The sequence below is a fragment of the Neolewinella aquimaris genome (assembly GCF_014197245.1).
GTDB lineage: Bacteria > Bacteroidota > Bacteroidia > Chitinophagales > Saprospiraceae > Neolewinella > Neolewinella aquimaris.
This window is the reverse complement of sequence record NZ_JACIFF010000001.1, coordinates 810,780-833,378: the sequence shown is the minus strand read 5'-3', so window position 1 is coordinate 833,378 and position 22,599 is coordinate 810,780. Positions and strand designations below refer to the sequence as shown.

Here is a 22,599-nt window from a genome sequence, read left to right as displayed (position 1 = left end):
GCGAACCATCCGATGAAAAACCATATCCAATTCCTGCTGGTAAGCTTGCTGCTCCTTTTGTCTGCCTGTGAGGACCCCTTCGACCTGACGCCGACCGACATCATTTCCGGCAGCATCGTCTTCGAGGACGAGGGGCTGGCTAATGCCTTCCTGGCGGACCTGTACGAGCGCGCACTGTTCCACTACAACACGGGGCAGTCCAACTTCGAAATGAATCTCATCAACGCATTCGGTGGCGAATCCCGCAATTTTGCTCCCTGGCAGTCGCCCTTCGGCCGGGTGCTGGACACCGACTTTAACGAGAACGGAGCCGGCGTGCTCGATCACTGGCCATACAATACCATCCGCGAGGCCAATGTATTTATCGAAGGCCTTCCGCAATCTGCCTCCCTTGACCAGGAATACATCACTACCCGGGTTTCGGAAGCGCGGTTTATCCGGGCCTGGGAGTACTTCCAGATGGTGATTCGCTACGGCGGCGTACCCATCGTCACCCGGGCGCTGCCCGCCGGTGCCAGTGAGGAAGAGCTCTTTGTGGCTCGCAATTCTGAACAGGAAGTCTACGACTTTATCGGCGCGGAACTGGACGAGATCATCGGCGTCCTTCCCGAACAAACGGAAGCCGGCCGCGTCAATCGGTGGGTGGCCCTGGCATTAAAAAGTCGGGCGATGCTGTACGCTGCGAGTGTGGCGAAATTCGGTACGCCGCAGTTGAATGGCCTGCTCGGCATCCCTTCCGGACAGGCGGAAAGCTACTACCGGCAATCACTCGACGCCTCCAAGGAGATCATGGACAATGGTCCGTTTACCCTTTACCGCAAAGATCCGAATCCCGTACAGAACTTCATCAACCTCTTCCTCGACGAAGACGACAATCCGGAGAAGATCTTTGTCGAGATGTACGATTTCGAGTCCGGCAAGGGGCACAACTGGGACAATACGGGTACGCCGGCCGGATTTGGATTTTCGTGGAACTCCAACTATCCGGTGTACCTCGAGACCCTGGAGTTGTTTGACTTCATTGACGGGACTTCCGGAAAGGTGGACCGCTCGATCTACGACGACGCGACGCCGATCGACCCCAAACAGTACTTTGGGCAGCGGGATCCCAGGATGCGTGCGTCCATCTTTTATCCCGGTGCGCCCTTTAAGGGGGGGACGTTTTATTCCCACCGCAGCACCGACTATACCGACCCCGCAACGGGACAGGTGGAGCGCACCACCGCTCCCGGCTTCATTATTCCCGGTTCGGACGGCTGGCCGGGCTCCGGGCACCCCCGCCACCGGGGGGGTAACCCGACCGGTCTGCTGACGCGCAAGATGATCAATCCCGCCACTCCCGACGGCACGCCCTCCAGCACCGACGTAACCATTTTTCGGTACGGGGAAATCCTGCTCAACTACGTCGAGGCGGCATTCTACCTGGGCGACCCCAATGGTGATATGCTGGCCGTGATCAACAACCTCCGCGATCGCGCAGGCATGCCCGAACTCTCCGCCGACCAGCTTACCCAGGACCGCATTCGCCAGGAGCGCCGTGTGGAGCTGGCCTTCGAGTCGCAGACGTTCTGGGACCTAAGACGGTGGCGCATCGCCGTGGAGGAGTTGCATATGGTACAGCGTCACCGCATGCATTTCCGCTATAATTACGACTCGGGTACCTACACCGTTGAGATAGCGGACGGTGACCTGGGCCGTATACGATTGCATCCCGAAGAGAACTATTACTACGCGCTGGGACTGAATCGGATCGCCGACAACCCGATGCTGGCGGAAAATCCAGGTTACTAGATGCGGGGCGCTTGGTTATTTCTTTTCTTTCCTCTTCTGTGGTACCCGTCGCAAGGAAACTGCCAGGAAGGTGATACACGGCCGCCCAATCTGGTGCTCATCCTGGTCGACGACCTTGGCTACGGCGACGTGGGTTTCAATGGCAGTAAGGACATTCCCACCCCCCAAATCGACCGACTGGCGCGGAGCGGGGTGATCTTTACCGACGGCTACGTCAGCTATCCCGTGTGCGGACCGAGTCGGGCCGGCCTGATTACGGGCCGCTACCAGGACCGCTTCGGATTTGCCCGCAACCCCCTGTTCGCGCCCAATGACCCGGATATGGGCCTGCCGGTAGCCGAGGAGACGATCGCCGAGGTGCTCCAGAAAGTGGGCTACAAATCGGTCGCCATCGGCAAATGGCACCTCGGAGCCCACCGAAGCCAGCGCCCCCTGGTGCAGGGCTTCGATGACTTTTTTGGCTTCCTCACCGGTGGCCACCGGTACTTTCCGGAGGAGTATGTACTGCAGGACGAATACGAAGTCAAGCGACAGATCGACGCCTACCGCACCAAACTCCTGCGCAACGAAGCGCGGGTAGAGGAGACCGAATACCTCACCGACGCGCTCTCCCGCGAGGCCGTCAACTACATCGAAAAGTACCGGAACGATCCCTTCTTTATCTACCTCGCCTACAATGCTCCCCACGGTCCGCTGCAAGCGACGGAGCAGTATCTCAGCCGTTTCCCGGACATTGCGGATAAGCGCCGACGTACGTATGCGGCCATGGTAGGTGCAGTGGACGACGGGGTGGGCAGGGTCCTGGATCAACTGGAAGCCCTGCACCTGGAAGAGCAAACCCTGGTGGTCTTTCTTTCGGATAACGGCGGACCGGAAAGAAGCAACGGCTCCGACAACGGCCCCTTGCGTGGACAGAAATCCGACCTACTGGAAGGTGGCGTTCGGGTACCCTACGCGATGCGGTGGCCGGGGCAGATCCCTTCCGGGCAACACTACGATGAGATGGTAAGCTCCCTTGACATTCTGGCAACCATGGTCGCCCGCCAAACGGGGCCCGCCCCCAACGCGAATCCACTGGATGGCACCGACCTTTTGCCTTACCTGACCGGAGTGCGATCCGGAGCACCCCACGACCAGCTGTTCTGGAAAAAAGTGGACGAAGAGAAGCACTCGATCCGGAGGGGAAACACCAAACTCATCAGCTACCAACGGGGGCCGGAACTCTACGCGCTGGACAAGGACCTGGCGGAAGGGAACAATCTTGCTCCGGAACAATCCGCTACCGTCGACTCACTGGAAAGCGCGTGGAAGAGTTGGGACGAGGCAAACCACGGTCCGGTATTCCTCGGCCTGCGACAGGATTCGCTGTACAATACCCTTCACCCAGACCGGTTCGAGCGCCCGAAACGCCCCTGAATACCGGGGGAAGACTACCCATCAACGGACGTTCGCGGTAGGCATCTTGACCCGATACTCTTGTTTCATCCGCGCCATTTCCTCCTTTAGGTCCGTCAATTCGGCCCGGTGGCTACCGGACAGATCGCGCTGCTCGGAGAGGTCGGTCGCTAGATGATAGAGCTCGTAGCGGTCGGTTTCATAGAAATAGACCAATTTCCAGTCTCCCTTCCTGAGGGCGGAACCGGGCGTCCAGGCGCTGCCGTGGTAATGGGGATAGTCCCAGAAAAGTACTTCGTGCAGGGTATCCTGATCACTGTTTAGCAGTGGCGTGAGACTCAGCCCATCCACGTGCGCATCCGGCATCAGCGGGTGGCCGGTTTCCTGGAGGATGGTGGGGAAGAGGTCCATGCTGATCACCGGTGTGAAGCTGCGGCGGGCGGTCTGCTGTCCGGGTCGGCTCACCAACAGCGGAGTTCTGATCCCGCCTTCGTAGGCCCAGCCCTTGCCGGCACGTAGCGGTACGACGCTAGTCGGGGCGGTCCTCCGATTTTCAAGGGTGGAAAGTCCCCCGTTGTCGGAGGTGAAAACGATAAGGGTTCGGTCGTCAAGCCCCATCGCTTCGAGGCTGTCCAGTAGCCGGCCAACGTTCTCGTCGAGGGCATAGACCATGGAGGCATAGGCGGGATTGTACTGATCCAGGACAGTCTGCCCACCACCTTCACCGCGCACGTTCGGCTCACCGATCTGCAGGGCCGCTTTCTTATCCTCGAAGCGTTGGAGGTGTCGGTTGCATGCCTGAATGGGCGTATGTACGGTGTAGTAGGAGAGGTAGAGCAGGAAGGGTTCCTCGCGTTGGGCGGACATAAACTGGATGGACTCATCCGTCAACCGGTCGGTCAGGTATTCCCCCGCGGGTCCGTCGGCTAATTTTGGGTTCTGGTAGGGAGAATAATAGCCCCCCGGTGGGCTGCCCTTGTGGTGCCCCCCCTTGTTGATGTCGAAGCCCTGGTCCTCGGGGTAGTTGCCTTCGTCGCCAAGGTGCCACTTGCCGGCGAAGAAAGTGGTGTAGTCGTATTCCTTCAGTGCTTCGGCCAGAGTGAGCTCATGGAGCGGTAAGCTATCCAGGTCGGTCACCCCGACCAGCGGTCTGTTCCGTGGGTCCTGGCCCGGTATCCAGTCCGTGATGCCAATGCGGCTCGGGTGTCTGCCCGTCAGGAGGGCGGCGCGGGTGGGGGAGCAGACGGGGTGGGCGGAATACGCATCGGTAAACAGGGTGGAGCGGGCAGCCAAGCGGTCGATGTTCGGGGTCTCGTAGAAGTCGCTGCCGTAGCAACCGAGGTCTCTCCAGCCGAGGTCGTCAACCAAGAGGAAGACGACGTTGGGGGGTAGCTGATTTCCTTCGCTGCTGCTGGAAGCCACAAACTTGGTTCCGCCGCATCCCGTAGCGGTAATAAAAAGCAACGCTATTAGAGCTATTAGAATGGACATTGCTCTTCCGATAGCTATTGGGACTCCGCCCAAACCACAGTTAGTATTGCTACAGCTATATTCGGCGGTGCGCATCATATTCGCAACTTACTAACATCCGCCAACTTGAAACATCTATTCCTTGCTTTAGCATTTCTCGTCATCGTCTCTTGCAGTCGAAAAGTGCCGGATCTGACCGAAGGCGAGTACCAGCAAGCCCCCTTCACCAATCTGGATACCCTCGCCACAAACGACTGGTGGAACCGGGCCGAGAATCCCATCATCGACGTAAAGGTCCCGCGGGATTCCGTGATCGCCTTCGGCGCCTACACCGTTGCCGATAACACCCTTAAACTGACCGCCCAGCTCTACCCACTCTACCCCCAGGAAAGCCGTGAGGTGTTGCTGGAGATTCAGCGTAACGGCAAGTGGGTCGAGGTCGGACGACGGCCGGTGAACGAACTGGGATGGTCAACGCTGTTCCGCGTGGAGGACTGGGATACTCAAACTACCGTTCCCTATCGCCTGCGCCACGGAACGGGTGCAGTATTCGAAGGTAGTGTGCGGGCTCAACCGGCTCCTGACCGAGAGGTCGTCGTGGCGGCCTTCAGCTGTAACTCCAACCAGGATCGCGGCGACCGGGCGTCCTACGTACGGAACGTGGCGGTCGTCGATCCGGATCTGATGTTCTTCGCCGGCGACCAGTCCTACGACCACACCGAGCATACCGCGGCCTGGCTCAAATTCGGCCAGCAATTTCGAGAAACGTTTCGCCACCGTCCGATGATTTCCATTCCCGATGACCACGACATCGGCCAGGGGAATCTCTGGGGCGAGGGGGGCAAGATCGCCCGGGAACGCGCAGGCAACGATGGCGGCTACTTTTGCCACCACGAATACGTGAAAATGGTGGAACGCTGCCAAACTTCCCACTTGCCCGACCCCTACGATCCCACACCGGTGGAGCAGGGCATCGGGGTGTACTATACCTCCCTTCCGCTGGGAGCGGTTGATTTTGCCATCATCGAGGACCGTAAGTTCAAGTCCGGCCCGAACGGGAAAATACCCCAGATGGGCCCCCGTCCCGACCACGTCAATGATCCTAGTTACGACCCCGCGACCATCAATCTGCCCGGACTCAAGCTACTCGGCGACCGTCAGATTACCTTTCTCGAGGACTGGGCCCAGGACCAGCAAGCCGGACAGATGAAAGCAGTTCTCTCCGCCACGGGCTTCTGCGGCGGGGCCCACCTCCACGGGCGCAATCGGGAACGGCTCCACGCCGACCTGGACTCCAACGGCTGGCCGCAAACCGGTCGCAACAAAGCACTGCGTGCCATCAAGGCGGCGAATGCCGTACACATCGCCGGCGATCAGCACCTGCCGACGGTGATCCACCACGGCATCGATGAATTTCGGGACGGCCCCTGGGCCTTCGTCGTACCCGCTTCGGTCAACGATTACTACTCCCGCTGGTGGTGGCCGGAAGACGAGCAGCCCGGAGAAAATCCCGTGGCGGATTCCCCGCTTCCCTGGACGGGCGACTACCTCGACGGCTTCAACAACCACATTTCAATGTACGCCTACGCCAATCCCGACAACGCCTCCAACGGCAGCGGATTCGGCGTCATTCGCTTCCATCCGGCAACGCAGGAGGTTACCTTCGAATGCTGGGCGCGGGATGCCGACCTGAGGCAGGCGGATGCCAAGCAATTTCCCGGCTGGCCGGTCACGGTTAAGGTTTCGAAGTAGAATTTGGCGGGGTCGCGGGTGCAATGTATATATTTGAATGCAATGAATAATCTAGTACTCTTCTGTCTGTTTCTGACCACGTTTGCCTTTTCCGGCGACCACGCATCCACCAGCGAGCAACCCCCCAACGTCGTCATCATCTACGCCGACGACATGGGCTACGGCGATCTTGCCGTTCAGAACCCCGACAGTAAAATTCCCACCCCGAACCTCGATCGGCTGGCACGGGAGGGGATGCGCTTTACGGATGCTCACAGTTCCTCCGGCATCTGTTCGCCCAGCCGGTATGCGCTGCTTACGGGGAAGTACCACTGGCGGCAGCAGCACAATATTGTCAACTCATTCGGACCACCCTTCTTCGCGGATACCGACGTCACGCTACCCCAGGTACTAAAGGACAATGGTTACAATACCGCCTGCGTCGGTAAGTGGCACCTGGGCTGGGACTGGACGTTCAGGAACGATTCCCTGGCCGAGCTCGCGGAAGCCAACAAGTCGGTTAAGGTAGACCGGCCGGAGGACGTCGACATCAGTGGACCGATCGAGGGCGGTCCCCTCTCCCGGGGATTCGATTACTATTTCGGGGACGGCACCATCAATTTTCCGCCTTACGCCTGGTTTGAGAACGACCGGCTGCTCGAAGTGCCCACGGAGGTCATGCACCCCGACAGCGTCGGTTACGAAGTAGGGGAGGGCAAGTGGGAATTTCGTCCCGGCCCGATGGTGAAGGGTTGGAATCCCTATGAGGTGCTGCCTACGGTGACCGATAAGGCCGTCGAATACATTGGAAGACAAAGCGCGGATAAGCCCTTCTTCCTGTACTTTTCTCTGCCTTCCCCCCACGCACCCATTATCCCGAACGAGGAATTTGTGGGCAAGACGGAAGCCGGCGCCTACGGCGACTTCGTGTACGAAACGGATTACATGATCGGTCGCGTACTGACCGCCCTCGCGGAGGCGGGGTTTGCCGACAACACCCTGGTCATCTTTAGCTCGGACAACGGTCCGGAGCACTACGCGTTTCCACGGGCCGAACGCTACGGCCACCTGAGCATGGGCGAATTGCGCGGCCTCAAGCGCGACGTGTGGGAAGGCGGTCACCGGGTACCCATGATCGTGCGGTGGCCGGGTAAGATTGCGGGGGGAGCGGTACGCGACCAGACCATCTCCCAAATCGACGTGATGCCCACGGTTGCCGCAGCGGCCGGGATCGACCTGCCATCCGGTGCGGCTCCCGACGGCTACGACCAACGCTCCTTACTGACCGGATCGGCAGCTGACGCCCCGGTAAGGCAGGTCACCGTACACAATACCTACGCCGCGCGCTGGGGGCTGCGCGACGGCGACTGGCTCTACCTTGACGGCCCCAGCGGGGGAGTAACGCGCATGCCGGAAGAATTTGCCGAACTGCGCGGGTTCGCCGATTTCGACAGTGAGGTGCTGCTGTTTAATCTCCGGGAAGATCCCGGCCAGCGGGTGAACCTGAGTGAGGAGCATCCCGAGCGGGTGGAGCGGATGCAGCGGCTACTGGAGGAGGTACGGGCGAAGTGAACGGGCCGTCAATCCAACCGGCTAAACGCTCATTTAGTTAACGGACAATTGGGGTAGCAGCAGGCCGTTTTTCCTGGGTATCGGAAAACCTATTACCCTTGAGACATCTTGCTTCGCTCACCCTCCTGATTGGCATATTCCTGTTTGCCGCCTGCACGAAGGAGGAGGTCGATCCGGCTGGCTCCGGACCGGTGCGCTCCTACGAACAAATTGCCGGCTACGTACAGAAGGGACCGTTCCTCAACGGCACCTCCATCCAGCTGGCCGAGTTAAGCGGTGCGCTCATCCCTACCGGCAGCACCTACACCACCCAGATCGCGGACAACCGGGGCTCCTTCACCTTTCCCAGCGTCGAGCTTAGATCGCAGTACGTTCAGCTGCGTGCCGATGGATTCTACTACAACGAGGTCACCGACGAGAGCTCTACCGCCCAGCTTACGCTTTACGCGCTATCGGACCTGGGTCAGTACGACGGCCTCAACGTAAACCTTCTTTCCCACCTGGAAAAGGCACGGGTCGAATACTTACTGGCCGACGGCGAGTCCTTCGCCGCCGCCAAACGCAGGGCGCAGGAGGAAATCTTCGCCATATTTGGTATGCAGCCCGACGGCGCGCGGGAATCTCACCTGCTCGATATTTCCGCAAGCGGCACCGATAATGCAAAACTGCTCGCCATATCCGTCATCTTACAGGGCTACCTATCCGTGCAGGAATTCTCGGAATTTTTGGCCAACATAAGTACGGACCTTCGGGAGGACGGAACCCTCGACAGCAAACTCCTCGGGTCCCAGCTCATCAACAACGCCACGCTGCTGCATCCCGCCTCCATCCGCCAGCAACTTGTGCGGCGATACGAGGAAATGGGTCAGACGGTAGTCATCCCGCGGTTTGAGGATTACCTGGCTATCTTCATTGCTACGACTACATTCGAGCAGACCAACAAAATCCGGTATCCCACCAGCGGGTCGCACGGGCTGAATGTGCTGGACATGAATCAGGATACGGACCGTACCGGCTCGTACTCCATGGTGGCCGACCTGCCGGAGAATACCAGCCTGAAGGTGAAGGTCAGTGGGACGAACTGGATGTTTCCCGCCTTCCAGGACGGCAGCGGCTGGGACTACTCCCAACTCGAGCAGTCCGACACCTCCCGCTTCTTTACCACCAACCGAACGGGCGTGGTCGACTTCGAGCTCCTGTTTACCGTTCTGCCGAGTCCCCCGCCGCCCTACGACAACGGGATACCGGGATCGGACGACAACTCACAGGGAACGAATCCGTACATCCCCCCGCCCCGTCCGGTCTTTACCCGCATCGAAGTGTACGAGAACGGAGCGTCGGAGCCTAGGTGGACAAGGACGCTAAGGGTGAATCGGTGAACCGCGGGAAGCTTAAATTGGATAGTACAGGTTAAATTCTGCTAGCCCCTAGTGCCCAAATGGTCCGATCTTGGGGAGATAGTGGCGATAGAACTCGCGAGTGGTGAAGCTGCCATACGGCGGCCACCAGCGGGTATTCGCGCCGATAGCAATTTTACCCATACTCCAATAATGAGCACCGACAACTACCCGGCCGCCACACGCTTACTGCTTACGCTTCTCATCAGTTTAAACCTGCCGGCCCAGCAACTGGCCTTCCCCACCGCGGAGGGCTACGGAAAATATACCCTGGGGGGACGGGGCGGGGAAGTCTACACGGTCACGAACCTCCACGACCACGGAGACGGAAGCCTGCGGCAGGCCGTTGAGGCTACCGGCCCGCGAACGGTAGTCTTCCAAGTGAGCGGCAACATCGAACTGGAAAGTCCGCTCGTCATCCGCAACCCCTACCTGACCATTGCCGGACAGACCGCACCGGGGGAGGGGATATGCCTGAAGAACTACCCGCTGAACATCGATGCGGATCACGTCATCGTGCGCTACCTGCGCATTCGTCCGGGGGATGTGTCCGGGCAGGATTACGATGCCGTCTCGAGCCGCTACCACAAGCACATCATCCTGGACCACCTTTCGGCGAGCTGGAGCGTCGACGAGACGATGTCGGTCTACCACTGCGATAGCATTACGGTGCAGTGGTCGATGATCACGGAGAGTATGTACGACTCGAACCACGCAAAGGGCACCCACGGATTCGGCGGTATTTGGGGGTCAAACCACGGCAGTTACCACCACAATCTGCTGGCGCACCATACCAGCCGCAATCCGCGCATGGCCTCCGGGTCGGGATACACCGATTACCGCAACAACGTGATCTATAACTGGGGCTTCAACAGTTGCTACGGAGGAGAGGCAAGTCAGGTAGGCAACGACAAATTCAATTTCTCGACCTTCAATGTGGTGGGTAACTACTATAAGCCCGGTCCGGCGACGCTGCCGGGAGAGTTATCCTACCGCATCGCCAATCCTTCCGCGCGCGGGGAGGGCGATCACGGCACGTGGTACATCGACGGCAACGTCGTGGAAGGCAGTGCTGCGGTCACCGCCGACAACTGGGACGGCGGGGTGCAGTCCGACCTGGCAACGGACAAGATCAAACTCAGCGAACCCTGGCCGGCCATGCCCATCCGGGAACATTCCGCTCGGCGGGCCTACGAACTGGTCCTGGATTCCGCCGGGGCCATCCTCCCGAAGCGGGATGCCTTAGATGCGCGCATTGCGCTGGAAGCCCGTGGCGGCTACGCCACCTACGAGGGAGACAGCTACCGCCGCAACCAGGATAAGATCAGCACCGATGCCCCGACCGGAATCATCGATACCCAACGCGACGCAGGTGGCTGGCCCGAACTTCACACTGCTCCTGCGCTGGCCGACACCGACCACGACGGTATGCCCGACGACTGGGAAAACGCCAACGGCTTGGACCCGAACGACCCCGACGACCGCAACACGGTAGCTGCGGACGGCTACACCATGCTGGAACAGTATCTGAACGGGATCCGGTAGAGGCAATGAGCTGAACGGCCGGGCCACTTACTACTACGCTAAAGACATGACTAAAGATAAAGGGTGTTACACAAAACTGAATGAACGTTCATTTTGTTACCTTATCAGAACCTGCAACCCGTGAGTACCACCCCCAAAGGCCAAGCAAAACGAGACGCCCTCGTCCGGGCTACCATCTCCCTAGTCAACAACAACGGCTTTCACGCTGCACCCATGGCCAAGATAGCCAAGCTGGCGGGGGTATCGCCGGGAACGATCTACCGCTACTTCGACAGCAAGCAGGACCTGATCAATAAGGTGTACCTGGAAGTAAAGAGCGCTTTCAGCGCATCCGCGTTTCGCGACTATGAGCAAACGGATTCCGTAGAACAGGATTTCCAACGAATCTGGCACAACATTGCCGCCTTTAAGCTGCGGGAGGTAGAAGCGGCCATGTTCCTTTCGCAGTGCGACAATACCCCCATGGTCGATGAGGTGAGCCGGCAGGAAGGACTCAAACACCTACGCCCCCTGCTCGAACTGTGGAAGCGCGGACAGGCCCAGAGCATCATCAGACCCGTATCGCCCTACGTGCTGTATGCCTTCACGATCTATCCCATCGCCTTCCTCCTCAACATGCAGCAGCGGGAGCATTACAAAATCAGCCAGTCGGAGCTAGACGAAGTCTACCAGATGGCCTGGAACAGTATAAAATTATAAGTAACCATACCATGAGTAACAGCAAAGTTATCAACCTCAAGCGTCGCCCGTCCGGAACACCAACGCTGGCCGACTTCGAGTTCACCACCGCAGAAGTACCCACCGTAGGCAACGGAGAACTTCTCCTCCGCACCACCTACGTATCGGTAGATCCTTACCTGCGCGGACGGATGAACGACGTACCCAGCTACATTCCACCCTTCGAGCTCGGCGAGCCGATCGCATCCGGCGTGGTTGCCGAGGTCCTCGAATCCAAGCACGACAAGTTCACCAAGGGGGACTACGTCACCGGCTCGCTAGCCTGGAAGGAAACACAGGTCGCCAAGCCCGACGGCCTCATCAAAATCGATCCGAAGCAAGCGCCGCTCTCCGCCTACCTCGGCGTACTGGGTATGACCGGCCTGACCGCCTACTTCGGACTGACGGAAATCGGTAAACCCAAAGCCGGAGAAACCCTCGTCGTTTCCGGAGCAGCCGGTGCCGTCGGAAGCGTGGTCGGACAAATCGGAAAGATCCTCGGCTTACGGGTTGTCGGAATCGCCGGTACCGACGAAAAAGTGGAGATGCTAAAATCTGATTTCGGCTTCGACGCGGGCATCAACTACAATACGACGGACGATATGACCAAAGCCATTGCCGATGCCTGCCCCGACGGCGTAGATATATACTTCGACAACGTTGGTGGGCCGATTTCCGACGCGGTGCTGTTCAACATCAACAAGTTCTCGCGCACCATTAATTGTGGAGCGATCTCCGTTTACAACAACACCGAGCTTCCCAAAAGCATCAGCGTACAGCCCTTCCTGGTCAGGAATAGCTCCCTCATGCAGGGCTTCATCGTCTTTGACTACGCCGACAAGTACCCCGCCGGCATCAAGCAACTGGCCGAGTGGCTACAGCAGGGCAAACTAAGCAACACCGAAACAATCCGCGAAGGATTCGACAACATCCCCCAGGCCTTCCTCGACCTCTTCGACGGGAAGAATACGGGCAAGATGGTGGTCAAAATTTAAAATGTAAAATTTTCAATTTTAAATTTATCAAGATGAACAACTTCAAATTTCAAAACCCCACCAAGATCATTTTTGGCAAGGGACAGATAGCCAGTCTTAAAGATGAGCTTCCCCAGGACGCCAATATCCTGTTGCTGTACGGCGGTGGTAGTATTAAGCGCAACGGCATTTACGATCAGGTGATTTCCGCACTCGGCGACCGCAGGGTGGAAGAGTTCGGTGGCATACCCGCCAATCCGGAATACGCTAAGCTGATGGAAGCCCTGGCCGTGATCAAAGCACGTGACATCACCTACATTCTTGCCGTTGGCGGAGGATCGGTGATCGACGGAGCGAAGTTCCTTTCGGCCGCCGCGCTGTACGAAGGTGACGAGCCCTGGGACATTCTTACCAATAATATTTCAACCACCAAGGGGATGCCGTTCGCTACGGTCCTGACCCTGCCGGCTACCGGCTCGGAAATGAACTCCGGCTCCGTCATTACCCGCGCGGAGACTAAAGAGAAGCTGGTCATGGGCGGACCGGGACTGTTTCCCGCCTTCTCCATCCTCGACCCCGAGGTCATCCATTCAATCCCACAGCGCCAGCTGGCCAACGGCATTACCGACGCCTTCACCCACGTGTTGGAGCAGTACATGACCTATCCCATGGGCGCTTACCTACAGGATCGCCTGTCGGAAAGCATTCTCCAGACCCTGATCGAAGTAGCGCCGAAGGTTATGGAAGATCCCACCGACTACACCGCTGCTTCCAACTTCATGTGGAGTTGCACCATGGCCCTTAACGGACTCATCTCTAAGGGGGTACCAACCGACTGGGCGGTTCACATGATGGGCCACGAGCTTACTGCTCTCTACGGAATCGACCACGCCCGCACCCTGGCGGTGATCGCCCCCAGCCACTATACCTACAACTTCGAAGCGAAGAAGGAAAAACTGGCGCAGTACGGCGAACGCGTCTGGAACATCACCGAAGGATCGACCGAAGAAAAGGCCCGCGCCGCCATTCAGCGGACGGAGCAATTCTTCCACGAACTGGGCATCGATACCAAACTTTCGCAGTACACCGACGATTACGAAGGCACCGCCGAGGAAGTAGCCAAGCGCTTCACCGAACGCGGTTGGAAGGGTTTAGGAGAGCACCAGTCCCTCAATCCGGAAGACGCCCGGAAGATCGTAGAAATGGCGTACTAGGGCGGGGGCGCAGGAGCAAGCAATTTCCGTACAACCAGCCATCCACTAACCAATTAAACCAACCATCATGAACGTATTATTCGTACTTACCTCCCACGACGAGCTGGGAGATACCGGCAAAAAGACCGGATTCTGGATCGAGGAGTTTGCCGCTCCCTACTACACCTTACTCGATAAGGGAGCGACCATCACCGTAGCCACCCCCAAGGGCGGTAAGGCACCGATCGATCCCAGCAGCGACACCGAGGATAATCAGACCGAGGACACCAAGCGGTTCAAGCAGGACCAAAACGCTCAGCAGGTAATCAACAACACCAAAAAGCTGAGCGAAGTATCTGCCGAAGACTTTGACGCCGTCTTCTACCCGGGCGGTCACGGCCCCCTCTGGGACCTCGCCGGGGATAAGACCTCCATCAAACTGATCGAAACCTTCAACGAGCAGGACAAACCCGTAGCATTCGTCTGTCACGCACCGGCCGCGCTCAAAAGCGTCAAAGGCACCGACGGTCAACCGCTCGTGAAGGGAAAGAAAGTCACCGGATTCACCAACAGCGAGGAGGAAGCCGTACAGTTGACCGACGTAGTTCCTTTTCTAGTGGAAGATATGCTCAAGGAGAACGGCGGGATCTACTCGAAGGCAGCGGACTGGAATGTTCACGTTCTCCAGGACGGCAACCTGATCACCGGGCAAAATCCGGCCAGTTCCAGCAAGGTAGCGGAGACGCTGTATGCGGCGTTGAAGTAATTGACCGACATTGTATTGGAAGCCTGTATCCCATAGAGGGGTACGGGCTTTTTTATGCAGTGGTCTCAGGTTGAGCGCCTCTGGGGCGACCCTGGAAGGCGGGCGGTGCAGGGTCGGTTTAGAAAGCCTCATCCTTGGTGTGGTCTCAGGTTGAGCCCCTCTGGGGCGACCCTGGAAGGGGCGGGCGGTGCAGGGTCGGCTTAGAAAGCCTCAACCTTAGGTGGTACAGGGTCGGCTCGGAAAGCCTCCTCCTTGGTGTGGTCTCGGGTTGAGCCCCTCTGGGGCGACCCTGGAAGGCGGGTGGTACAGGGTCGGCTTAGAAAGCCTCAACCTTAGGTGGTGCAGGGTCGGTTTAGAAAGCCTCATCCTTGGCTCCTTCGCTCCGCCGCCGCCAGCGAGTGGTGGTTTATTGTCACCCTAATGCTAAATCACCGCATGCGCCCAAATTTGGGCAATATTGGTGGGGCACCGCAGTGCAATGTGTGTTATACTTAGCGTAGCTATGAATGCTCCCCGCCGGAGTCCGCCCCTGAAAACAGCAACGAATGTCTTCCACCCTGATCAACATATTTGCCCTTAAGTGTCCGACCTGTCACCACGGTGATCTTTTTCCTAGCGGTTCCTTCACCTTCAATCGGCCGTTCGATCAGTATAAGCACTGCCCGTCCTGCGGTCAGACCTACTTCCCCGAACCGGGATTTTACTACGGGTCGATGTTCATCTCATATATCGGCTCCGGATTCGCCTGTTTGGGCATCGTTATGTTTTTGCGCTGGGTTTTAGGATGGTCAATGGTGGCCTCCTTCGGTACGCTACTCGCAATCGTCGCCGTCGTATTCGTCTGGTGGTTTCGCTTCGCCCGTTCCGTATGGATTCACATGATCTTCAAGTACAAGCCCGAGGTTGCCGCCGCCGTGGCTGCCGGTTCGCTAGACGTCGAAACTCCCGGAACGTCGAACCGTACTTAGCGCCTTCCTGGTAGGGACGCTGGTCATGCTCATGCACCCCAGGCCCAAAGACGATGCTTCGAGCTGTCCGAGCTTACGCGTTGGTAGAGTGGCGGCGGAAGGTTGATTGACCGCTCCTGCGCCCCCGCCCTTTGCCCAGGCTGCGGTACCCGCAACAACACAACAGTAATTAAGGTTAAAATTGCAGTAATCCAGGTAGGCATTCACCGGTGGGTGCCCCAACTCTTGTTTAGCTACCCTCGTTCTAGTAAGCAAACTACCAGTCCGGTTTCGGGCAGTACGGGGCCGGCCCATAAGGTCTCTTCCTTAGTCATTTATCCTTAACTATCCACACCATGAGATTATTTTTCACCGCCTGCTTACTCGTCATTTGCACCTCCTTTTCCTTCGCGCAATCGACGGCAACCGAGCAGGAGATCACCGAATTATCCACGAAGAAGTGGCAGTGGATGGCCGACAAGCAGGTAGATTCCCTCGCCGTATTATTCGACGACGGGGCCCGCTTCGTCCACATGAGCGGGAGCTGGGGTAAGGCCCGTGAACTTGAAATCATCGAAACCGGCAGCATCCACTACGCCAAGGCCGACGTACACGACGTGGTGGTCGAAGTGTCCGGCAATACGGTCATGCTCTGGAACCGGATCACGCTAACGGCCGAAGTGCGGGGAAATACGGTGTCGAATGAGTTTACCGTAACCGAGGTGTATCAGCAACACGAAGCCGGCTGGAAAATGCTGGGAATGACCTTCAGCAGCGTGAGGGACACTCACGAGATTGAGCACTAACGTAAATATGCGCTGCGAAGGTCGTCGTATGTCTGCTATCACTCTCCGAGTTTAACTTCACGCGATAGGTGCGAAAAAGTGAGTTGCCCCAACTTCCAGTTGCCGTCTTCACGGACGTACACCTCCGTCACCATAAAGGGATTGGTGACTTCGCGATCGCCGACAGCCGCTACCAGGTCGATGTCATTCAACACTATGGCAGTATTCCCGAAGAACCGCACGGTGGACGTGTAGACCTCGGCCTGCTTGTACCAGATGAAGCCGGATTCGATGATGTCGAGTTCCCGCTCGGTGCCCCACGTACCGCCCATGTGCACGAACATGGCCTGGGGGTCGAATAGCACATGGAGGGAATCCACGTTCTTGTCCGCCATCCACTGCCATTTTTGTTCGGAGAGGGTAAGCAGGGCCTGTTCCTCGGGAGTGGGATCCTCCGTAGATTGTTGGGCAAGGGCCAGTTGACTACTTATCATCAGTAGTCCGATTAGAATGATCTTCATAGTTGTATTCTTTAGGGGCTTATTCTAGAGTGATTTGTTTCCGTACGCACCTCTCCAGGTATCGTGGTGAGGTCGACGAACTTCCGAGCCAGTGAATGAAGCCTGATTATTTCGGCAGCTGGCTGTATCCGCTTCTGCAAAGCTAGGAGGATCGTTTGGTTGCGATAGTACCCAAACTACCGTATTGTCTACCATAGTTACTGATTTGCTTCGCTGAAATACGTGTTGTGCCGGTTTACTGGAAGGTCAAGCTGTCGTGCAAAGCATCTCATTTCCTGGCCTCATCTCCGCAGGATAAACCGCCGGCCGGTATCCGCCGAGAAATTCCGATACAGGCGGTAGGCGATGTAGACGCAGATGGCGATAAGCACCAGGAGTACCGACAGTTTCATCAGTACGGGGAAGGTGTTCAGGCGGGGGCCGCCGATCTCGGTGATCAGGCTGGTGACCACCTCGTAGATCTGAAAGATGGAGATGACCATAAGCAGAATGTTTACCCAGAACTGGTAGCGGTGGTCGAGGCTGGCATTGCTCTCCTCGATTAGGTGATCGATCTGCTCCAGGTTGGCCTGGGTGCGCTTGCGCTTATCCAGGACGCCGCGGTGGACGAGGCCGTATTCGAAGAGGTCCTGCTCCGTTGGGTACTGGAACACGTTCGGCAGAAAGTCGATGTTCAGCAGGTGACGGATCTGTTTGCGGCTGGCTTCCAGTTTGCGTATGTCCACCACGCTTTCGTCGCCCGCCACTTCTTCCAGCACCGTCCGGCTCCTGGCGAAGGCATCATTGACGACGTACTCGTTGTGGGCCAGCACGGCACTCGGAATCTGGAGGTAAGGGTTGATCCCGATCGTATTGATGGAAGCCGCAAACACGCTGTCGCCGTAGCCGAAGGAGGACAGTACGCCCCGATTGATCGTTAAAAAAGAATTCTCGGTGGCACTGCGGGGGATCAGGGTATCGCTGACCTCCTCAAAACCCATGCGGTCGTAATCAAAGATTCCGAGAGTGATGCCACAGAAGGCCTCAAAGACGTATTCGGCGTGCTTGTTCCGCGCATACTGTCGCTGCACGTCTACCGAGCTCACTTTCTTTCCCTCCTCGTTGCTGCGCAGGTTTTCAAACAGTTGGGCGAGCACCTCCCGGATCCGGTCCTGCTCATCACCCGCGCCCGCGGCACTAAAGCGGCAGTAATCCGTGTCAATCCCGACGATGCCGTTGCGGATGGCGTGGATGGAGGGCTTGTCCGGCAGATCGGCCTCTCCGCCGCAGTCCTCCCGTCTGGCGTACCGGATGCCGGACATCTCTTCAAACAGCTGCATGACGTCCAACTCCCGATCCTCCCGGCCGGGAATAACGAACTTGATTTTGCCGAGTTCCCGCACCTTCTGCGCTTCCGTCTTACTCTCCTGGGAACCGCTGAAAAACTTCATCAGCTTGATCAGGTCGATCTCGTCGATCCCGACGTCATCGACCGTAGAGAATATGAGGTGCCAGATCCGGATCTCACTGTTGAAGAAGTAGGTGTAATTCAGGAATACCCTCAGCCGGATTTCCTTGACCACCGCACGAAGGACCTCGCCGCCGCCGCCCCGCCGGGCCACCGTTTTTACCGTGGCGTGCGGCTGCTGCTCCCCTCCATCCGCTAAGACGTACAGCATCTCCTGCCTCCCCTCGGAAACGAAGGCGAGGGTCTGGGGAAACCTGACGATCACCTCCCGGAAGCTTGGGAAATTGAAGCACCGGGTATAGAAGGGTGGTGCGGACTGGTAAGCGTACGACAGCAGGTCGGTCTCGAAGGAATGGGTCATGACGCAAAAGCGGTCGTTCTGCTGGTGGGCCGACAGCGGATCGGTCTCCCCGGATGTCCCCGGCAGTGACACATAGTCCGCCGCGCCCCCTTGCCGCACCTCCACCCGGTAATAAGATTCATCTACCAGGATCTCCAGGCAAACGGAAGCCCGCCCGAACACCAGCTGGGGCGCCTCCCGCCGGGGCAACTGCTTCAGGTAGGTGAAGCCGGAGACGGCGTAGTCGTTGCGCAGAAGGCTTTCGTACATCTGCTCGATCTCTACCGTCGCAAAACCGGGTGCGGTACCCGGGGTCCAGGCGCGGGCCTTTTCCAGCTCATGGTAGATGTCCCCCCTCAGTGCCTCCAGGCTATGGTAGAACTCGACAAGAAAGCAAAGCAGGGTATTGATGCCGAGCAGGAATACGTCGCCGCTCAACTGGGGAAAGGTGCAAAGGTAGAGGTTGGATACGGGCGCCTTGTCTCGGTCCAGCGGGGGTTGCACGTAATCGATGTCCACCCGCCTGGCACCCAGCTTGTAGAAGGCGGAGAGCCGGTCGGCCGGCGCCATGGAGTCCATCCCCTCTGGGGTCAGGAAGGGGTTGTTCGTCTCAAAAAACACCGCGCGGACCGGACGGCCCTGCGCCCGGAGGTGGGCGATCAAGCCCGGGATGCCCCTATTCCGGTCGGTTTCAATCAGCTGCCGGGCGATCCCGGTGCCGCGTACGGCCTTATCCACGAAAAGATACGTGAGCATACAGCAGGCGCTGCGGGGGTAGTACTCGAAAATCGCGCCCCCCCTCACCCGGTTTTCGGTGGTGTAGGCAATGAGGTGGGTGTGTGGATTATCGGACCCCTCCCGGATCCGCTGCAGGATAAAGCGGGGCTCCTCCCGTTCGTTCTCGTCGGGGAAATTATCCGGATGGGCATACAGTGCGAAGAACTGATCGACCAGGTCTGCGTGGGCCTTCAGGTCATCGGAGTTGAGTATCCAGTGCAGGACGGGACTAGACTTTACCATAGGTTCTCCCATTTTGCAAGCCGTCGGCGTATACCCGGGCTACCGAGAGTAAGCTAGGTCTTTTCCAGCACTGAAGTGCGCTAAATCCTAGGTGTTTGAACCAATCCGCATAGCTTCCCACGGTTTTCTACGGCACCCGCGGCCCCGCCCTGTTTTTCTGAGTAGTACCGTGGGCGGCGGCGCGCGGGAGCAAACCAATCAGCTGCAATCTCCCGGCCTGGGTACTGCTTACATTCTCTCAGCTATGTTTTATTCGCAAATGTGGGTGGAGAAAACAGCAATGGTTTCCCCCGACTTCACCGGTCCAGCGCATCCAGAAAGGCGAAGATCCCCGCGTAGGCGGCCGCGAGTTCCTCGCTCGTGGGACTGTGTTTGCCCTCCGGAACGTACTGCAGGACATCCTTCTCAGCCCGGAATTTGCCCGTAAAGGCGCGGAAGGTGTCCGGGGGGATCTGATCGTCCTGTCCCCCGTGCCAGAGGAAGACCGGCGGGTCGTTGCGGTCAAAGTAGTTCACCGGCTCGTACACGGCTACCGTCTCGGGGGCGGCATAGCCTTCCTCCGGGAACAGGGCTTTCCCGGCCGCACTGAACAACTCGTATTCGTGGTCGACGAAGATCTGCTCGATGACGTCCAGCTGGTCCACCGGTCCGGAAAAGTTAATGATTCCGACGATCCGGATGCCCGGGTCCAGCCGGTCGGGGAAGGATGGGTTGTTCTGGGCCAGCCCCACGTTGGTGGCAATCTGGGCTCCGGCGGAAAATCCGGTAACGATGATGTTGTCGAGCTTCAGCGGGTAAGCTTCGTTGTGGTCCTGCAGGAAATTGAGGGCGAGGGGGAGATCGCTCGTCGCAGCGGTGATGCCGCGTTTGAGCCGGTAATTCAGGTTGACCACGTTGAGGCCCTTGCGCAGGTACGGTTCGATGTACTTTTCCTCCTCGGTCTTGTCGCTCAGGTAGTACGCTCCGCCGTGCAGAAACACGATGGTGTAATTGCGCTTCCCGAACGATGCTGCGGTTTTGGAGAGGTAAATGTCCATCACCTGCTCGGGATCCGCCCCGTACGCGACGTCTTTGTGCATGGTATAGGAAGCGTCGATCTGACCTGCGGATCGGTCGGGTAGGGAGGCCAAGTTCGTCGCGCAGGATGAAAGCATCATTGCGCAGGTGGCTGCGCAGCACAGGATTCCGTAGTGCATCAATAGCTGTTTAGGTTAAAACTAGGTGTTGTGGCCCGACTTTCCCGGGAAAAAGCGGCTGGCTCCTTCCCCGGAAAGGCTTGGGCAGTTATCCGCTTAAATCGGGGGGGGCGATTCATAAGATATCCGCGTCCGCTCCACCCCGGAAACATTAACTAAAACTCCTGCGTAAAAAAGGTGTGATAACTTGCTTTGCAGCTGCTTGGTGCAGTACTTTAAGGGTCAATCACTCATCCTTACACTATGAACCACAAACACATTCTCCTGACCCTAGTCGTCGGGATGTTGGTGGGGCTTACCTCCTGCTCCATCGACGAAGATCTGACGACTCCCAACACCCTTACGCCCAGGGTCGAGTATTTCAAACCCAAGGCAGCTAAGGCAAACAAAAGCCAACTCAACAAACTGGTCGCGCAGGTCAGGCGGGCTACGGCTAAGTACCACAATCATCAGGCTGCCCTTGACGACGGATTTTTCAACACCGAGGATTGCGTGGAACTTCCCGGAGTTGGCGGAATGGGTGTTCACTTTGTTAAATTCGACAGAGTGGACGGCGTTCACAATCCATTGGAACCTGAGGTTTTGGTGTATCAACTCAAGAACAACGGCACGTATAAGCTGGGAGCCGTCGAGTACCTTCACGTAGGGGGTATCCCTCCGAAGTTTGGGGGCGAGATAGAATTTCTTCCTTTCTCGCAACCATTCGCAGATTTCGAGCGCCACGTCTGGCTCTGGAATCCCAATCCGGCCGGACTATTCGAAGATTGGAATCCGAGGGTGACCTGCCCCTGAGCTGGCCCACGCGCCCCCGCCTGATCCAGCGCCCTCGGCCGGGCGGGGGGGGCGTTAGCTTCCCTTATTTAAAAACCGTTTCGCGTTGCGGTAGAGGATGTCCCGTTTTTCTACTTCCGTCAGGAAGGATAGGGAATTCAAAAATTCAATGGACGCGGTGATCGCATCCGGCCAGATCATTTGGTCAGAACCAAACATTACCCGATCGAGGACCCCGTACTTTTTGGCCGACTCCAAAAACTTTACCGCATAATCCTTTTCCATGGGATGAAGCCAGAGCAGTACCCCCAGGTCAGCGTACACCTGGGGGTACTGATCCATCATCCGCAGGGTATTTTCGTAAAAGTTGCTCCCCGCGTGCATCAGACTCAGCTTTAGCTTGGGAAACCTGACCAGTACATCCTCGATCAACAATGGATTACCGAAGGAAAGCCTGAATTTCTTCCAAATCTCTGCATTGGCTCCCGGAAAGGTACCCCCGGTATGGTAGGCCACCGGGATGTTATATTCCTCACAAACTTTCAGGTAGGGTAGGTATTTTTCGTCGTTTAACGTCTGCCCGTGGTATACCGCCATTACTTCGCCGAACACCTGTATGTCTCCGTTTTTAATCAGGGAAACGAATGAATCTATGGGAATCAGGTTTTCGGCGTAATCCTGATAACTGGGAATGAACCGATCGTCGGCTTGCGTATAGTACCTGAGACTTTCCAGGTTTCCGCTGACCACCGCCAATTCGATATCGTGCTCGTCCATCTTCTGAATGGTCTTCTCCAGCAACTCCCGGGCGGATGCCGCGGGCGTAAAACCATTGCGGGCGGTAGCTACCCAGTAGTCCTGCTCCGTATAGGCATGCAGGTGCATATCTATGATTTGTCCGTGCGATAGTGCTGGGCAGAGGATGAGAAACAAGGGTGCCAGGAATATATTCTTCATGTTATTGCAATTACTTTATAAGAATATAAAACACCCACGCAACCCCACCGACGTTCTTGATATG

The 22,599-nt window shown here is 57.6% G+C and carries 18 protein-coding genes; 13 read left to right on the top strand and 5 right to left on the bottom strand.

Going from position 1 to position 22,599, the window contains the following annotated elements; genetic code table 11:
- Positions 1-12: 12 nt before the first annotated feature.
- Positions 13-1,791 (top strand): RagB/SusD family nutrient uptake outer membrane protein, encoded by a 1,779-nt coding sequence (locus tag GGR28_RS03275; RefSeq protein WP_183494280.1) that lies wholly within the window; start codon positions 13-15, stop codon positions 1,789-1,791.
- 93 nt (positions 1,792-1,884) lie between these two features.
- Positions 1,885-3,207 carry a sulfatase-like hydrolase/transferase gene (locus GGR28_RS03270; protein WP_319936694.1) on the top strand — a complete coding sequence of 441 codons (1,323 nt, stop codon included), beginning with the start codon at positions 1,885-1,887 and terminating at the stop codon, positions 3,205-3,207.
- A gap of 21 nt (positions 3,208-3,228) precedes the next feature.
- Here the strand turns inward: GGR28_RS03270 and GGR28_RS03265 are convergent, their stop codons facing one another.
- The gene (locus GGR28_RS03265; RefSeq protein WP_221233781.1) at positions 3,229-4,650 is read right to left on the bottom strand and encodes a sulfatase; all 1,422 of its coding nucleotides are present in this window, start codon (positions 4,648-4,650) and stop codon (positions 3,229-3,231) included.
- A 132-nt stretch (positions 4,651-4,782) separates the two neighbouring features.
- Between GGR28_RS03265 and GGR28_RS03260 the strand changes: the two genes are divergently transcribed.
- From GGR28_RS03260 to GGR28_RS03215, 10 genes are all read left to right on the top strand, one after another.
- The gene (locus tag GGR28_RS03260; protein ID WP_183494277.1) at positions 4,783-6,408 is read left to right on the top strand and encodes an alkaline phosphatase D family protein; all 1,626 of its coding nucleotides are present in this window, start codon (positions 4,783-4,785) and stop codon (positions 6,406-6,408) included.
- Between the two features lie 42 nt (positions 6,409-6,450).
- On the top strand, positions 6,451-7,959 hold the full coding sequence (locus GGR28_RS03255) for a sulfatase-like hydrolase/transferase (protein ID WP_183494276.1): 1,509 nt from the start codon (positions 6,451-6,453) through the stop codon (positions 7,957-7,959).
- A 98-nt stretch (positions 7,960-8,057) separates the two neighbouring features.
- Positions 8,058-9,338 carry a hypothetical protein gene (locus tag GGR28_RS03250; protein WP_183494275.1) on the top strand — a complete coding sequence of 427 codons (1,281 nt, stop codon included), beginning with the start codon at positions 8,058-8,060 and terminating at the stop codon, positions 9,336-9,338.
- Between the two features lie 171 nt (positions 9,339-9,509).
- Positions 9,510-10,901: a pectate lyase gene (locus GGR28_RS03245; RefSeq protein WP_183494274.1), complete on the top strand. Its 1,392-nt coding sequence runs from the start codon at positions 9,510-9,512 to the stop codon at positions 10,899-10,901.
- A gap of 120 nt (positions 10,902-11,021) precedes the next feature.
- A complete protein-coding gene (locus GGR28_RS03240; protein WP_221233780.1) occupies positions 11,022-11,600 on the top strand; it encodes a TetR/AcrR family transcriptional regulator in 579 nt (192 codons plus the stop codon).
- An 11-nt stretch (positions 11,601-11,611) separates the two neighbouring features.
- Positions 11,612-12,613, top strand: a complete 1,002-nt coding sequence (locus GGR28_RS03235; RefSeq protein ID WP_183494273.1) for an NADP-dependent oxidoreductase — start codon at positions 11,612-11,614, stop codon at positions 12,611-12,613.
- A gap of 32 nt (positions 12,614-12,645) precedes the next feature.
- Entirely contained in the window at positions 12,646-13,806 is a 1,161-nt protein-coding gene (locus GGR28_RS03230; protein ID WP_183494272.1) for an iron-containing alcohol dehydrogenase, read from the top strand.
- A gap of 67 nt (positions 13,807-13,873) precedes the next feature.
- Positions 13,874-14,551: a type 1 glutamine amidotransferase domain-containing protein gene (locus GGR28_RS03225; protein WP_183494271.1), complete on the top strand. Its 678-nt coding sequence runs from the start codon at positions 13,874-13,876 to the stop codon at positions 14,549-14,551.
- 545 nt (positions 14,552-15,096) lie between these two features.
- A complete protein-coding gene (locus GGR28_RS03220) occupies positions 15,097-15,519 on the top strand; it encodes a DUF983 domain-containing protein (protein ID WP_183494270.1) in 423 nt (140 codons plus the stop codon).
- A gap of 335 nt (positions 15,520-15,854) precedes the next feature.
- Positions 15,855-16,304: a nuclear transport factor 2 family protein gene (locus GGR28_RS03215; protein ID WP_183494269.1), complete on the top strand. Its 450-nt coding sequence runs from the start codon at positions 15,855-15,857 to the stop codon at positions 16,302-16,304.
- A gap of 38 nt (positions 16,305-16,342) precedes the next feature.
- On the opposite strand, the gene GGR28_RS03210 is transcribed toward GGR28_RS03215, so the two are convergent.
- The 3 genes from GGR28_RS03210 to GGR28_RS03200 form a co-directional block, all read right to left on the bottom strand.
- Positions 16,343-16,804, bottom strand: coding sequence for a nuclear transport factor 2 family protein (locus GGR28_RS03210; RefSeq protein ID WP_183494268.1), 462 nt, complete (start codon positions 16,802-16,804; stop codon positions 16,343-16,345).
- A 281-nt stretch (positions 16,805-17,085) separates the two neighbouring features.
- Positions 17,086-19,611, bottom strand: coding sequence for a GNAT family N-acetyltransferase (locus GGR28_RS03205; protein WP_183494267.1), 2,526 nt, complete (start codon positions 19,609-19,611; stop codon positions 17,086-17,088).
- A gap of 296 nt (positions 19,612-19,907) precedes the next feature.
- Positions 19,908-20,807: an alpha/beta hydrolase gene (locus tag GGR28_RS03200; RefSeq protein ID WP_183494266.1), complete on the bottom strand. Its 900-nt coding sequence runs from the start codon at positions 20,805-20,807 to the stop codon at positions 19,908-19,910.
- A 243-nt stretch (positions 20,808-21,050) separates the two neighbouring features.
- On the opposite strand from GGR28_RS03200, the gene GGR28_RS03195 reads away from it, so the two are divergent.
- Positions 21,051-21,599 (top strand): acid shock protein, encoded by a 549-nt coding sequence (locus GGR28_RS03195; protein ID WP_183494265.1) that lies wholly within the window; start codon positions 21,051-21,053, stop codon positions 21,597-21,599.
- A gap of 54 nt (positions 21,600-21,653) precedes the next feature.
- Here the strand turns inward: GGR28_RS03195 and GGR28_RS03190 are convergent, their stop codons facing one another.
- The gene (locus tag GGR28_RS03190) at positions 21,654-22,535 is read right to left on the bottom strand and encodes an amidohydrolase family protein (protein ID WP_183494264.1); all 882 of its coding nucleotides are present in this window, start codon (positions 22,533-22,535) and stop codon (positions 21,654-21,656) included.
- Between the last annotated feature and the right edge of the window lie 64 nt (positions 22,536-22,599).